13 protein-coding genes are annotated in these 12,922 nt (G+C 72.1%); 4 read left to right on the forward strand and 9 right to left on the reverse strand.

Annotated elements, in window-relative coordinates:
* Nucleotides 1-296: 296 nt before the first annotated feature.
* A complete protein-coding gene (locus BFF76_RS16895) occupies nt 297-1,340 on the forward strand; it encodes an NUDIX domain-containing protein (RefSeq protein WP_065848524.1) in 1,044 nt (347 codons plus the stop codon).
* 95 nt (nt 1,341-1,435) lie between these two features.
* On the opposite strand, the gene BFF76_RS16900 is transcribed toward BFF76_RS16895, so the two are convergent.
* From BFF76_RS16900 to BFF76_RS16910, 3 genes are all read right to left on the reverse strand, one after another.
* The gene (locus BFF76_RS16900; protein WP_065848525.1) at nt 1,436-2,830 is read right to left on the reverse strand and encodes a Mucin-2; all 1,395 of its coding nucleotides are present in this window, start codon (nt 2,828-2,830) and stop codon (nt 1,436-1,438) included.
* Nucleotides 2,831-3,078: 248 nt separating this feature from the next.
* A complete protein-coding gene (locus BFF76_RS16905) occupies nt 3,079-3,756 on the reverse strand; it encodes an MBL fold metallo-hydrolase (RefSeq protein WP_065848526.1) in 678 nt (225 codons plus the stop codon).
* Nucleotides 3,757-3,883: 127 nt separating this feature from the next.
* Nucleotides 3,884-5,248, reverse strand: coding sequence for a dipeptidase (locus BFF76_RS16910; protein WP_065848527.1), 1,365 nt, complete (start codon nt 5,246-5,248; stop codon nt 3,884-3,886).
* Nucleotides 5,249-5,442: 194 nt separating this feature from the next.
* Between BFF76_RS16910 and BFF76_RS16915 the strand changes: the two genes are divergently transcribed.
* Nucleotides 5,443-6,708 (forward strand): geranylgeranyl reductase family protein, encoded by a 1,266-nt coding sequence (locus tag BFF76_RS16915; protein WP_031096795.1) that lies wholly within the window; start codon nt 5,443-5,445, stop codon nt 6,706-6,708.
* Here BFF76_RS16915 and BFF76_RS16920 read toward each other — a convergent pair.
* The gene (locus BFF76_RS16920; RefSeq protein WP_065848528.1) at nt 6,692-7,150 is read right to left on the reverse strand and encodes a nitroreductase family deazaflavin-dependent oxidoreductase; all 459 of its coding nucleotides are present in this window, start codon (nt 7,148-7,150) and stop codon (nt 6,692-6,694) included. The genes BFF76_RS16915 and BFF76_RS16920 overlap by 17 nt on opposite strands.
* Before the next feature lie 126 nt (nt 7,151-7,276).
* Between BFF76_RS16920 and BFF76_RS16925 the strand changes: the two genes are divergently transcribed.
* Nucleotides 7,277-7,996: a TetR/AcrR family transcriptional regulator gene (locus BFF76_RS16925; RefSeq protein ID WP_031096792.1), complete on the forward strand. Its 720-nt coding sequence runs from the start codon at nt 7,277-7,279 to the stop codon at nt 7,994-7,996.
* A gap of 51 nt (nt 7,997-8,047) precedes the next feature.
* Here BFF76_RS16925 and BFF76_RS16930 read toward each other — a convergent pair whose 3' ends face one another.
* From BFF76_RS16930 to BFF76_RS16940, 3 genes are all read right to left on the reverse strand, one after another.
* Entirely contained in the window at nt 8,048-8,344 is a 297-nt protein-coding gene (locus tag BFF76_RS16930) for a DUF6332 family protein (RefSeq protein ID WP_031096789.1), read from the reverse strand.
* 220 nt (nt 8,345-8,564) lie between these two features.
* Nucleotides 8,565-8,933 (reverse strand): SCO4225 family membrane protein, encoded by a 369-nt coding sequence (locus tag BFF76_RS16935; protein ID WP_031096787.1) that lies wholly within the window; start codon nt 8,931-8,933, stop codon nt 8,565-8,567.
* 80 nt (nt 8,934-9,013) lie between these two features.
* Nucleotides 9,014-10,240: an MFS transporter gene (locus BFF76_RS16940; RefSeq protein ID WP_078958893.1), complete on the reverse strand. Its 1,227-nt coding sequence runs from the start codon at nt 10,238-10,240 to the stop codon at nt 9,014-9,016.
* Nucleotides 10,241-10,361: 121 nt separating this feature from the next.
* Here BFF76_RS16940 and BFF76_RS16945 point away from each other — a divergent pair, with 121 nt between their 5' ends.
* Entirely contained in the window at nt 10,362-11,576 is a 1,215-nt protein-coding gene (locus BFF76_RS16945; RefSeq protein WP_031096783.1) for an ROK family protein, read from the forward strand.
* 133 nt (nt 11,577-11,709) lie between these two features.
* Here the strand turns inward: BFF76_RS16945 and BFF76_RS16950 are convergent, their stop codons facing one another.
* Both BFF76_RS16950 and BFF76_RS16955 read right to left on the reverse strand, forming a co-directional pair.
* Nucleotides 11,710-12,237 (reverse strand): ATP-binding protein, encoded by a 528-nt coding sequence (locus tag BFF76_RS16950; RefSeq protein ID WP_031096782.1) that lies wholly within the window; start codon nt 12,235-12,237, stop codon nt 11,710-11,712.
* Between the two features lie 213 nt (nt 12,238-12,450).
* Nucleotides 12,451-12,798 carry a hypothetical protein gene (locus BFF76_RS16955; RefSeq protein ID WP_031096780.1) on the reverse strand — a complete coding sequence of 116 codons (348 nt, stop codon included), beginning with the start codon at nt 12,796-12,798 and terminating at the stop codon, nt 12,451-12,453.
* Between the last annotated feature and the right edge of the window lie 124 nt (nt 12,799-12,922).

The following is a 12,922-nucleotide window of genomic DNA, read 5'->3' on the forward strand; positions in this document are numbered from 1 at the left end:
TCAGGACCTCGGCGGTCAGGCCCTCGCCGCAGCGGGCAGCCGCGAACTCCCTCGCGGGCCGGCTGTGGCCCTCCCCGGGGAACCGCTCAAGTGCTGTGCCGCGCTACCCCCCGTCGTTCCGGTGAATGCCTGCTCCGACGACGTCCGGCCACCCTCGTTTCGACGGCGCGGCCACCCGAGCCCGCAGAGGGAAACGCGCCGACGAGCGCCGCCGGCGCAACCGTGTCGCCCCGGCGGGGTTTCCGGAGCGGGGTGTTGCGGGCAAGCCACAGGGGGCTACGGAAGAGGGGGGACCCGTGATCGTCTGGATCAACGGTGCGTTCAGTGCGGGCAAGACCAGCGCCGCGTGCGCACTGATCGATCTGATCCCGAACAGCACCTTCTACGACCCCGAACTGATCGGCGGGGGACTGCGCGAACTGCTTCCCCAGAAGAAGCTCGCCGAAGTGACCGACTTCCAGGACCTGCCCATATGGCGGCGCCTGGTGGTCGATACGGCCGCCGCGCTCCTGGCCGAACTCTCCGGGGTGCTGGTGGTACCGATGACGCTGCTGCGGCAGGACTACCGTGACGAGATCTTCGGCGGGCTCGCCTCCCGGCGCATACCGGTCCGCCATGTACTGCTCTCACCTGAGGAAACGATCCTGCGGAGACGGATCGCCGAACGCGAGGAATGCGCCGACGACCCCGAGCACAGCGAGCGGATCAGGCAGTGGGCCTACGAGCACATCGAGCCCTACCGGGCAGCTCTCGAGTGGATCACCGCGGACGCCCACACGATCGACACCAGCGCGCTCACCCCGTACGAGACGGCCGAGCGGATCGCCGAGGCACTGCGCACCGGTGCGGCAGGGGAGTGCGGGATAGTCCAGACACCCGAGCCGCGTGCGGAGACCGTCGCGTCGGGGGTGCTGTTCTTCGACGAACAGGACCGGGTGCTGCTGGTCGACCCCACCTACAAGCCCGGCTGGGAGTTCCCGGGCGGTGTGGTCGAGCGCGGAGAGGCCCCGGCGCAGGCCGGGATGCGGGAGGTCGCCGAGGAGCTGGGGCTCCGTCTGGACACGGCTCCGAGGCTCCTGGTGGTCGACTGGGAGGAGCCGAAGCCGCCCGCGTACGGGGGGCTGCGCTTCCTGTTCGACGGCGGCCGGCTGTGCGGCGAACAGGCCGCTCGGCTGCTGCTGCCCGGTTCGGAACTGCGCGGCTGGCGGTTCGTCACCGAGGAGGAGGCGGCCGGAATGCTCCCGCCGACCCGCTTCGAGAGGCTCCGATGGGCCCTGCGCGCCCGCGAGCGGTCCACCGTGCTGAACCTGGAGGCCGGGGTGCCCGTGGGCGGCCGGTAGCCTCCGGCGGACCACCACGGAATTCATCGCCGGTCTGCCTCTCCCCGGCCTGTGGAAGCACCCCGACGCGTGGGGTCACAGACGGGCGTCCGTCGTCATGCGGGCACCCCGGCCTCGTCCATGACCAGGGCCATCTCACTCGGGGGTAGGGCCGGGTTGGCTCCCGCGCTGCGGGCCAGCTCGGGCAGGGTGAGCGCCTCGAGGAGCCGGGGGAGCGGCAGGCGGGGGTCGGCGGCCGCTGCCTGCCGAGTCCATGTGTCCGGGTCGTGGCTGAGCCTCTCGATCAGACCGGGGCCGGCGGCGGGGTCGCGGACGGCCAACTGCCGGTAGGTCCCGTCCGGGTGGTCCGCGAAGCGGGCTGCGAGCCCTTCGCGGGGGAAGCGGGGGTGGCCGGTCGTCATCCAGGCGGAGAACGTCCCGCCGAGCCGTGCGTACACGCTCATCAGGACGTGCTCCGGGGTGTCCGGGTGATACACGGCCAGGTGGGTGCGCACGATGTCGTCCGTGTCCTCGGCCAGGAGCCGCAGGAGATCGGGTGGCAGCAGGGGGCTGCGAGCCGCGGCGCGGCGCAGCAGAGGATGGGCGGAGGTCGCGGCCCGGCGCAGAACGTCCTGATCGGCGATGCCGGCCGCCACCCAGTCCACGTCACCCCGTGCGTGAGGGGCAACCGTGAAGTCGATTGCGGCGCGACGGGCTTCGGTCAGCTCGGGCCGGAGGGAGACGGCCAGCCGCACTCCGTCGTCGGGGTCGACCGCGAGCAGGTCCACGAGGTCGGCGGGCAGGGACGGATTCCTGGCGAGTTCGGCCAGGTGGACGCCCTCGGACAGCAACCGTTCGGCGTCCGCGTGGCGAAGGAGCCCCCGGCGCAGCGCCACGGGCAGGGCGGTCGGGTCGCGGAGCAGCGCCGCCGTGAGCCGCGCGTCGTGGGTACACGCGCGGAGTGCGGCCGACCGCCGTACCTCGGGGTCGGGGTCGCCGAGCAGCGCGGTGTGCGCGTCCGCCGACAGGTCGTCCCAGAGGCGCAGGGCGGCACGTCGTGCGGCCGGATCGGGATGCCGGGCCAGGGAGACGAGGAAGGACGGAGCCAGGTGAGGCGAGTCCAACAGTGCGCTCCGTACGGACGGTTCGGAGTCTGCCAGGAGGCGCGCGCACACGGCGTCCGGCAGCGGGCGGACCTTCTTCCGGGGATCGTGGGTCCACTCGGGTCCGTAAGCGACGGTGGCTCGCACCTCGGGGGAAGGGTCGACCGCGAGCCGGGCGCGCTGCCCGGGCTCCGCCTGGCCGCTCCTCGCGAACTGGACCCGCGTGTTCAGTACCGGGTGGGCGAGGACGGCCGCCACGGCCTGCTCGGGCAGTCCCGGCCGGTGGAGGGCTTGGAAGGGCGGGCCTTCGCCACCGCCGTCGAAGGCGATCAGCCGTAGCAGCAGGTGCGTGGGAAGGGCAGGGTTGGCGGCGACTCCGTCCAGCGCGGAGGAGTAGAAGGCGACCACGTCCCAGCTCCCCGGCGTCGCTCTGCGCGCACTCCCTCCGCCCATTCGGACGGCTGCGCGGTATCGGCCCTACGGGCCGACGTGCGGCCATCCTGCCACGGACCGGGCTGCCTCAGGGCGTGATCACCGGGAGCGCGCATCACATCGGGCCGTTGTCCGCCCCGGCTGACGGGCGAGCGACGTGCGGCGAACCCGGGCCGGACTCAACGCGGCAGTGGGTGATCGCCGCCGGCTCCCCGGCCGAGCTCTCAGCGGTCCGGCGAACCGGGCGACCGGGCGTCGATGGCCAGCGGATCACCGTGGCCGAAGCAGGCGACGGCGGGGCCGAGTGCAGCCAGACGGCGGAAGGACGCCTCGGCCTGCACGTGGTCGGTGTTGAACACGCCCAGCATCACCCCGCCCACCCCGGCCACGGCGTCGCCGGTGAACAGCACGTCGTGGCGGGGCAGGTGAATGCCGATGGAGCCGGGGGTGTGCCCGGGGCTGTGCACCACCCGGGCACCGCCCCCGAACGGGAGTTCGTCGCCGTCCGTGAGTTCGCGGTCGACCCGGGTGGGTGGTGCCTCTGGGACCGTCAGCGCACGGTCGTACAGGGGACGTTCCCAGTCGTGCAGGACGGGCTCGGGAACGCGCCTCTCACCCCGGACGGCCGGTGCGTCCAGCCGGTGCGCCATGATCTCGGCGCCGTGTCTGTCCGCGAGCTCCTGCGCGGCGCCGTAGTGGTCGCGGTGGCCGTGGGTGAGGACGATCCGCCGGATCCCGGCCGGGTCCTGACCGAGCCCGCGCACACCGTTCTCGATGGCGGCCGCCGCGTTCACATCACCCGCGTCGATCAGGGTCAGGTCCGCGCCGTCCCGCCAGAGGTACGCCTGGGCGACCGGGAACCGGAACATGTGCAGTTGCGGGAGTACCTCGACGCAGTCCATACGGTGAACGTACGGGCGGCAGGCCGGTCGTCTCCCCGAGATCTGCTCCTGGCGACTTCGCTCAGCGCGTACCCGGCGTGCCCGCGCGGCCCCCGTACACGCTTGCTCCGCGTGCCCGCGCCGCACCTCAGCCCTTCTTGGACTCCGCGTAGTTCCGCAGGAACAGTGCCTCCGCGACCGAGAGCCGCTCGAGCTCGCCGGGGGACACGCTCTCGTTCACCGCGTGGATCTGGGCCTCGGGCTCGCTCAGCCCGATGAGCAGGATCTCCGCCTGCGGGTACAGCGCCGCCAGCGTGTTGCAGAGCGGGATGGAGCCGCCCATTCCCGAGGACTGCATCTCCTCACCCGGGTACGCGAGCCGCATGGCCTCGGCCATCGACGTGTAGGCGGGGCTGGTGATGTCGGCGCGGAACGGCTGCCCCTGGCCGACCTGTTCGACGGAGACCCGGGCGCCCCAGGGGGCGTGGGACTCGAGGTGGGCGGTCAGCAGCCTCGTCGCCTCGGCGGCGTCCTGGCCCGGCGGCACCCGCAGGCTGACCTGAGCCCGCGCGCTCGCCTGCAGCGACGGGGTGGCCCCGACGACGGGCGGGCAGTCGATGCCGATGACGGTGACCGCGGGCCGCGCCCAGATGCGGTCGGCGACCGTCCCCGTGCCGATCAGCTCCACACCTTCGAGGACCTTGGCATCCTTGCGGAACTCGCCCTCCGGGTACTGCAGTCCGTCCCACTCCGCGTCGGTCGTGAGCCCGTCCACCGTCGTCGTGCCGTCCGCGGCCCGCAGGGACGCCAGCAGCTGGATCATCGCGGCCAGGGCGTCCGGGGCCGCTCCGCCGAACTGCCCGGAGTGCAGATTTCCCTCAAGGGTGTCCAGCCGCACCCGCAGCATGGTCATGCCCCGGAGAGTCGCGGTGACGGTGGGCAGCCCGACGCGGAAGTTGCCCGTGTCACCGATGACGATCGTGTCGGCGGCCAGCAGCTCCGGGTGCGCCTCGGCGTACTGTTCGAGGCCGCCGGTGCCCTGCTCCTCGGAGCCCTCCGCGATCACCTTGACGGAGACCGGGACGCCGCCGTTCGCCCTGAGGGCGCGCAGCGCGAGCAGGTGCATGATGAAGCCGCCCTTGCAGTCCGCGGCACCCCGGCCGAACCAGCGGCCGTCGCGCTCGGTCAGCTCGAACGGCGGGGAGAGCCAGGCGGACTCGTCCAGCGGCGGCTGCACGTCGTAGTGCGCGTAGAGCAGCACCGTGGGCGCGCCCGCGGGACCGGGCAGGTAGCCGTACACCGACTGCGTTCCGTCCGGGGTGTCGAGCAGGGCGACGTCCTGGAAGTCCTCGGCGCGGAGCGCGTCGGCGACCCAGCCGGCTGCCGCCTCGCACTCGCTCCTCGGGAACTGCGCGGGGTCCGCCACCGACCGGAAGGCCACCAGCTCGGCGAGCTCCGTCTTCGCGCGGGGCATCAGCGAGGCAACGGTCTCGGAAATCGGACGGGCGGTCATGGGCACGCTCCTCGTGGGTGCGACGTCAGGGCTGTGGCGCGGTGTGTACGCGGCCGGGGGCGACGCCGTGGATGCGGCGTTGCATGTACAACGAATTCATAGCTGATCCTCCCACAGCGGAGTTCCGCCGCGGCGCGCCGTAGGATGCCGTGAGCAGTTGGGGCCACTGGTCGGATCGGGAGCAGAAGCACATCGTGAGCAGCGAGAACGCAGACGCCGGACGTGAGCCGGATGAGTCGTCGTCCAAACCGCAGGAGTCCTCGGTGTGGGACGTCGTCGTGGTCGGTGCAGGCCCGGCCGGAGCCTCCGCGGCGTACGCGGCTGCCGTCGCGGGCCGCCGGGTGCTGTTGCTGGAGAAAGCGGAGATCCCCCGCTACAAGACGTGCGGCGGCGGAATCATCGGGTTCTCGCGGGATTCCCTGCCCCCCGGGTTCGAACTGCCCCTGAAGGACCGGATCCACGCCGTCACCTTCTCGCTCAACGGGAAGCTGTCACGTACCCGCAGGTCCAGGCGCATGCTCTTCGGCCTGATCAACCGGCCGGAGTTCGACGCCGGCCTGGTGGAGGAGGCCCAGAAGGCGGGCGCCGAGCTGCGCACGGGTGCGGCGGTGACACGGGTGGAGCAGCACGGTACCGCCGTGCCCGACCGGCGCACGGTCGCCGTGGTGCTGGCCGGCGGTGAGACGGTGCTGGCCAGGGCCGTCGTCGGCGCGGACGGCAGCGCGGGCCGCATAGGGGCGCACGTCGGCGTGAAGCTCGACCAGGTGGACCTCGGACTCGAGGCCGAGATTCCCGTTCCGGAGACGGTCGCCGAGGACTGGGCGGGACGGGTACTCATCGACTGGGGTCCGATGCCCGGAAGTTACGGCTGGGTCTTCCCCAAGGGGGACACCCTGACCGTCGGCGTCATCTCTGCGCGCGGCGACGGCGCGGGGACCAAGAGGTATCTGGAGGACTTCGTCGGCCGCCTGGGTCTCGCCGGGTTCGAACCGACTGTCTCCTCCGGCCATCTGACCCGGTGCCGCAGCGACGACTCGCCGCTCTCCCGCGGACGTGTGGTGGTCTGCGGCGACGCGGCCGGTCTGCTGGAACCCTGGACCAGGGAGGGTATTTCCTTCGCCCTGCGGTCCGGGCGGCTCGCGGGCGAGTGGGCGGTGCGGATCGCGGAGTCGCACGACGCGGTCGATGCCCGGAGGCAGGCGCTCAACTACGCGTTCGCGATCAAGGCCGGACTCGGTGTGGAGATGAGCGTCGGTCGTCGCATGCTCAGGCTCTTCGAGCGGCGCCCGGGGGTCCTGCACGCGGTGCTGACCGGCTTCCGCCCCGCCTGGAACGCGTTCGCGGGAGTCACCCGGGGGACGACCTCACTGGCAGAGCTGGTCCGCTCGCACCCACTGGCCCAGCGGGCACTTCACGCGATGGACCGTCAGGGGGCGGACAGGGTCAGCTCTCGACCGTGATCCGGAAGACGGGGTGGTCGGGGCACGCGGCCAGGAGCTCGGCATCGGTCGACCTGGCCGTGACGCCCTGGAAGTACTGGTTGACCTCCCAGCCCCAGCGCTTCAGATAGGCGCGCACGATCCGCGCCTTCTGCTCGTCGTCCGCGATCTCCACAGCGGTGAAGGTGCGGACCTTCCGGCCCACCTTCAGGTCCCCGCCTCCGGCCGCGCGCATGTTGCGCACCCACTGGGAGTGGCCGCGGGCGGAGACCAGGTACTGCGCGCCGTCGTGGTGGTGGGGGTTCACGGGGATGCGCTGCATCCGGCCGCTCTTTCGGCCCCTCACCGACATCTCGGCGGAGCCGAGGAGGCTGACGCCGTGGCGCGCGAGCCAGCCGATGACACTGTTCATCCGCTGCGCGAAGGCGTTGGCCCGGAGGTAGTACGGCTGCTGCTGCGTCATGGTGACTCCCACCGTTGAGAGAGCAGTGCTCTCGCTTGAGATCAGTGTGCACGGGCATGGTGCTCGAAAGCAAGAGCAGTGCTCTCGTTTCTGGTCAGTGCTCCGATCGCGTGGCAGACTGATCCCATGAGCACCATTCGAGGAGCCAGGGAACGCGCCCGCATCGAGGTCACGGCGGCGATCAAGGACGAGGCCAGGAAGCAGCTTGCCGCGGAGGGCGCCGCGAAGCTCTCCCTGCGTGCCGTGGCCCGCGAGCTCGGCATGGTCTCCTCCGCGCTCTACCGCTACTTCCCGAGCCGTGACGACCTGCTGACGGCCCTCATCGTCGACTCCTACGACGCGGTGGGAGAAGCCGCGGAGGCGGCCCTCCCGAAAGCCGGTGACACCCCGGGCCCGTATCCCGCCCGCTGGGTCGCGGTCGCCTGCGCCGTGCGGGACTGGGCTCTCGCCCACCCGCACGAATACGCACTGATCTACGGCTCGCCCGTCCCCGGCTACACCGCCCCGCAGGACACCGTCGGCCCCGCCTCCCGTGTGGGCCTGGTCCTCATCGGCCTCGTGCGCGAGGCCTACCTCGCCGAGGGCCTCGCGGTCCCCCCGCTCACCGCCGAACTGCGCCCCGAGGCCGAGCGGATGGCCGCCGATCTCGCCGACGATCTTCCGCCGGGGGTCGTGGTGGCCCTGGTCGGCGCGTGGGCCCAGCTCTTCGGGCTGATCTCCTTCGAGATCTTCGGTCAGTTCGACCGGCTGGTCGAGGCGCGCGAACTCCTCTTCCGGCGCGCTGTTCACGAACTCGGGCGCTCGACGGGTCTGCTGGACGGCCGGTCCGCCGGCGCGGGGCGCTGAGGCGGGGGCGGACACGGCTGGGCTGGGTGCGGCACAACCCGGCTTACGCGCCTACGAGTCAGGGCCCGTGCGCCCCGGCGGGCCCGGCTGGACGGGCGGCAGGCGCCGCTCCTCGGCCCGGCGGGGGAATCGCCACAGCACATGCATGACCCGGACGGCGAACACCAGCGCCCCCAGGACGGCCCCGACCCGGAACAGCATGTGTTCGGCGCGGGCCGGAAGTTCCAGGAGCAGGGCGGGGAGGAGGACCCCGGCGAACGTGGCCGCGGCCACCAGGACCCCGCTGACCAGGGCGTAGCCGATCTCGACGGTCACGGCGTCCCGCTCCGCCTGAGTGCGTGGTGACATGTTCGAAGTGTCACAGTGGCGATGGGTGGCGGCAAGGACGCCGCCCCGGACCACACGCGACCGAGCGGGAGGCGGACGGCCACGGCGCGGCCACCCGGAGCCGGTCAGGGCCATTGCCTCCGGCCCCGCCCCTCGGGCGGCGGGGGCCAGTACGCGGCCTTCCGTGACCAGGCATCCAGATGCTCCGTCATGTCCACGCCGCCGACCGTGCCGAAGCGCGTCAGGCGCCCTGCGGGCGCGCCGAACGGCCCCGGTGGGTGCCCCGGAGCAGCCGGGAGAACCAGCCCAGCGCAAAGGCCTGCACAAGCACCGACACGATCAGCGCGAGATAGACGAACCAGATGGGGCCTCCGGCGTCCGCACCGGTCATCGAGCTGCCGAGAAGGAAGACGAACACGGTCGGCGCGGTGAGGAAGAACAGCCAGACACCGGCGAACGAGGCGTCGTCATGGGACACGAACAGCGTGTCCACCGCGACGAACAGCGCGACCGCCAGCACGAGGCCGAGGTAGATCCGCGAAGCCGTGTTGCCGAAGGTCAGCCGTGCCGCCGTACGCAGCTGCTGCTTGCCCGTCACCTGGTGGCTCATGTCCCGCTCCCCCTGAATGGTTGGTACTCCCATCGTGCGCCGGGGAGGCTGTGGGCGCCTGAGTACGACTACTCAATCGTTCAGGTGTTCGTGGCGTTGCGGGCCGCGTAGCCCAGAACCGCTGCCACGGCGGCGAGCAGCGTCACCGTGGTGAGAGCCACCGGGAGGGAGGACCAGTCCGCGAGGAAGCCGATCACCGGGGGCCCCAGGAGCATCCCGCCGTATCCGAGGGTGGACGCGGCGGCCACTCCGCTCGGGCCTGCCAGTGCCCCCGCACGGCCGACGGCGACCGGAAATATGTTGGCGAGGCCGAGGCCTGCCACGGCGAAGCCGAGCAGGGTGAGCCACACGGTCGGCGCGAGCGCGCCGAACAGCATCCCGACGCCGGCGGTCATCCCTCCGGCCACGAGGGTGCGGGTCTGCCCGAACCGTTCGAGGAGCTTGGTGCCGGTGAGCCTGCCGACGGCCATCGTGAGTGCGAACAGCGAGTACCCGGCGGCGGCGAGTCCGGGATCCGCGTGCAGGTCCTGGGTGAGGTGCAGGGCGCCCCACTCGGCCAGGGCGCCCTCGCCGTACGCCGTGCAGAGGGCGATGACACCGAACAGGACCACGATGCGGCGGGTGTGCGCGCCCATCCTCCGCGGCTGCTCACGGCTGCCCGCTTCCTGCTCTTCCGCGGGGTGCGCGGCTGCGGTCCTGCCCCCCAGCAGTACGGGGCCGGTGGCCGCGGTGACGAGGAGTCCGACGCCGGCGAGGGCGAAGAGGTGCGTCGCGGGCGAGAGGCTGCCGGCTACCAGCCCGCCCAGCCCCGCGCCCGTCATGCCCCCGAAGCTGAACGCGGCGTGGAAGCTCGGCATGACCGGGCGGCGCATCGCGGTGACGAGATCGACAGCGGCGCTGTTCATGGCCACGTTCATGCCGCCGTACGCGGCACCGAAGACCAGCAGTACGAGGCCCAGGGCGACGACCGAACCCGTCTGTGCGGGGAGGGCGATGCTCAGCGACAGCAGTACGCCGCACACCACGGTGACGGCGTGGCTGCCGTAGCGGCGGCAGAGGGAGCCGGTGAGCATCATGGTGATCACCGCCCCCGCCGAGACGCCCAGCAGGGCCAGCCCGAGGGTGGAGGCTGTCGCCCCGGTCTGGTGCTTGATGGCCGGAATGCGGACCACCCATCCCGCGAAAAGGAAGCCGTCGAGGGCGAAGAACACGGTCAGCGCGGTACGGAGGCGGTTGTAGGAGGGTGGGGCGGTGTTTCCGCCAGTTCCCCCCGGCAGGGCCGTCCGCAGTTTGTTTAGTTGCGGCACAAAGTGAGCATAGAGGTCTTCCGGCGACGCGCGCAAGACGGTCGTCCCGGTGGCCGGCCGATGAACCGTGCGTGTTGCCGGAGCGTCGGCAACGGCTCCGGACCATGGGAGACTCGCCCCCATGAACGGCAAGTCGACCACCACGCGGACGAAGTTGGAGAGGGGCCGCAGCGCGCTCGGGCCCGCACTGGAGCTCGTGCACACCGGACGCGCTCCCACCCGTGCGGTACTGACCTCCGAACTCGGCGTCACCCGTGCCACCGCCGGCGCGGTGGCCGCGGAGCTCGAAGCGCTCGGACTGATCAGGGTCGACTCCAGCCCGGGCTCCGCCGCCGGTTCGCAGGGCCGCCCCTCCCACCGGCTCTCCGTCCGGGACGGCGGGCCCGTGGCCCTTGCCGCCCAGGTGCACTCCGACGGCTTCCGTGCCGCGCTCGTGGGGCTCGGAGGCAGGACCGTGGCCACCGCGCCCGGCTGCGTCGCCGTCATGGCCGATCCGGCCCAGGTCCTCGGAGAGGTCGTCGAGGCAGGGGCCCGGCTCCTTCGCGAGAGTGGGCTGCGCTGTGTCGGCGCGGGGCTCGCCGTGCCCTCCGCCGTGGCCGAACCCGAGGGGACGGCGCTCAACCCGCTGCACATCGCCTGGCCGGCGGGTGCTCCGGTCCGGGAGATCTTCTCCGCCTGTGTACGCGCGGCGGGTATCACCGGCCCCGCGTTCACGGGCAACGACGTCAACCTCGCCGCCCTTGCCGAACACCGGCACGGCGCCGGGCGTGGTGCCCAGCACCTGCTCTGCGTCGCCACCGGCCACCGGGGGGTGGGCGGCGCCCTCGTCCTGGACGGCCGCCTGCACAGCGGGAGTTCGGGCCTGGCCCTGGAGGTCGGGCATCTCACGGTGAACCCCGAGGGCCGCCCCTGCCACTGCGGCGGACGAGGCTGCCTCGACGTGGAGACCGACCCCCTCGCCTTCCTCACCGCGGCCCGCCGGGAGCCCGGCCCCGAGGAGTCGCTGCTCAAGCAGTCCGGCGACCTGCTGCGCACGGAGTACGGCGACCCCGATGTGCGGGCCGCCGCCGAGGAACTGATCGACCGGCTCGGCCTCGGTCTCGCCGGGCTGGTCAACATCCTCAACCCGGACCGGATCATCCTGGGCGGACTGCACCGAGACCTCCTGGAGGCCGACCCCGAACGGCTGCGGGCCGTGGTCGCCGACCGCAGTCTCTGGGGCCGCAGCGGCAGCGTGCCGATCCTGTCCTGCACGCTGAACCACAACAGCCTGGTGGGCGCGGCCGAACTGGCCTGGCAGCCCGTACTCGACGACCCGCTGGCCGCGCTGGCCTGACCCGCCGAGGGCGAGCACGGCCGACGGGCGGCGCGAACGTCCACGCAGGACCGGTGACGCCGTGCGTGAGGCCGGAGCGCGCCGATCATGGACCGCCGCCGCGCTCCGGTGCGCTGTGCGCGACCCGATCGCGTCAGCCGACGACGGCCGACCGGGCTCGCGTCCGTGCCGCCGTCGGCTCCATGAGCCCCGTGACGCCCGCGCCGAACGGGCCGTCGGTCGTCGACCCGTACACGGGGAGAGGGTGCAGGGCGGCGGTGGTGAACGACGGTGCGGCCAGGGTGAACCAGATGACCTTCCCCGAGTCGTCACTCGGCCGTACGCCCCAGCTCTCGCTGACCGCGGCGATCATCGCCAGTCCGCGCCCGGAGGTGGCGGACGAGTCGGCGTCGCACACGGTCGGCAGCCGGGGGTCGTGGTCGTGGACGGAGACCGTCAGCCGGTCGAGCAGCAGCTCGATCTCGACGGTGCATGACTTGTCCGGCTGCGCGTGCCGGTGGACGTTGGTCAGCAGTTCGGTGACACCGAGCGCCGCATGGTCGATCAGAGGATCGAGATGCCAGTAGCGCAGTTGCGCCGAAATGATTCTGCGGACCTGACCGATCCGCGACGGCAGGGCTTTGAGCTCCACCGCGCAGTGCCTGCTTGGCTCGCTGATCACGGCTGCGACTCCCCGAAATAGGTCCGGAAGAAGACGAAGGAACGGATCCAGCAGATGGCTGACTGCTGTTTCTGGTCATGCGTGGTCCGCCCTGCGTGGCTTCCGGCGGGGGCGCTTCCGCTGTCACCGCCGGTGCACCATCAGTGACGTGTGAACAGCGTGACGCAGGGGGCGAGGCTCCGCAACTCGCGGTGTCCGTACCGGGCCGTAGCGTCAGTTACGCCGTCCAGCGGCACCCCGCAGCACCTCCAGGAATCTGCGGACCGGTGCGGCTCCGCCGGGCCTGCGGTTGCGCTGGCCCATGGTCAGCCGGTAGCGCACCCCGTTGATGCGCGCGACCGCCGAGTCGGCGGCCGGGAACCAGGGCCTCCCGGCGCTCACCGCCGTCACAGGGGCGCTGGCGATCTCCCGCCCGTTGCTCGTCAGCAGCGCGATCCGGCCGTCCTTGACGATCACCTGGCCGGCCCTGGTCAATGACCGCGCCCACCGCTGGATCCTGACGTCGCTCGCACGGAAATCCGCCGCGCCGAATTCCGCAGCACTGAACTCTGTCTCGGCCATGGCAACTTCGCCCCCCTTGTACCGGCTTCTGCAAGTCTGCCCGCCGACAGGGCCCGTGCGCCAGACCGTCTCACCATCGATTCCGGCCGGGATCCGGGTCCGGGCCCCCTATCGGGGCGCAGGA

Source organism: Streptomyces mutomycini (assembly GCF_001700505.1).
GTDB classification, from domain to species: domain Bacteria; phylum Actinomycetota; class Actinomycetes; order Streptomycetales; family Streptomycetaceae; genus Streptomyces; species Streptomyces mutomycini.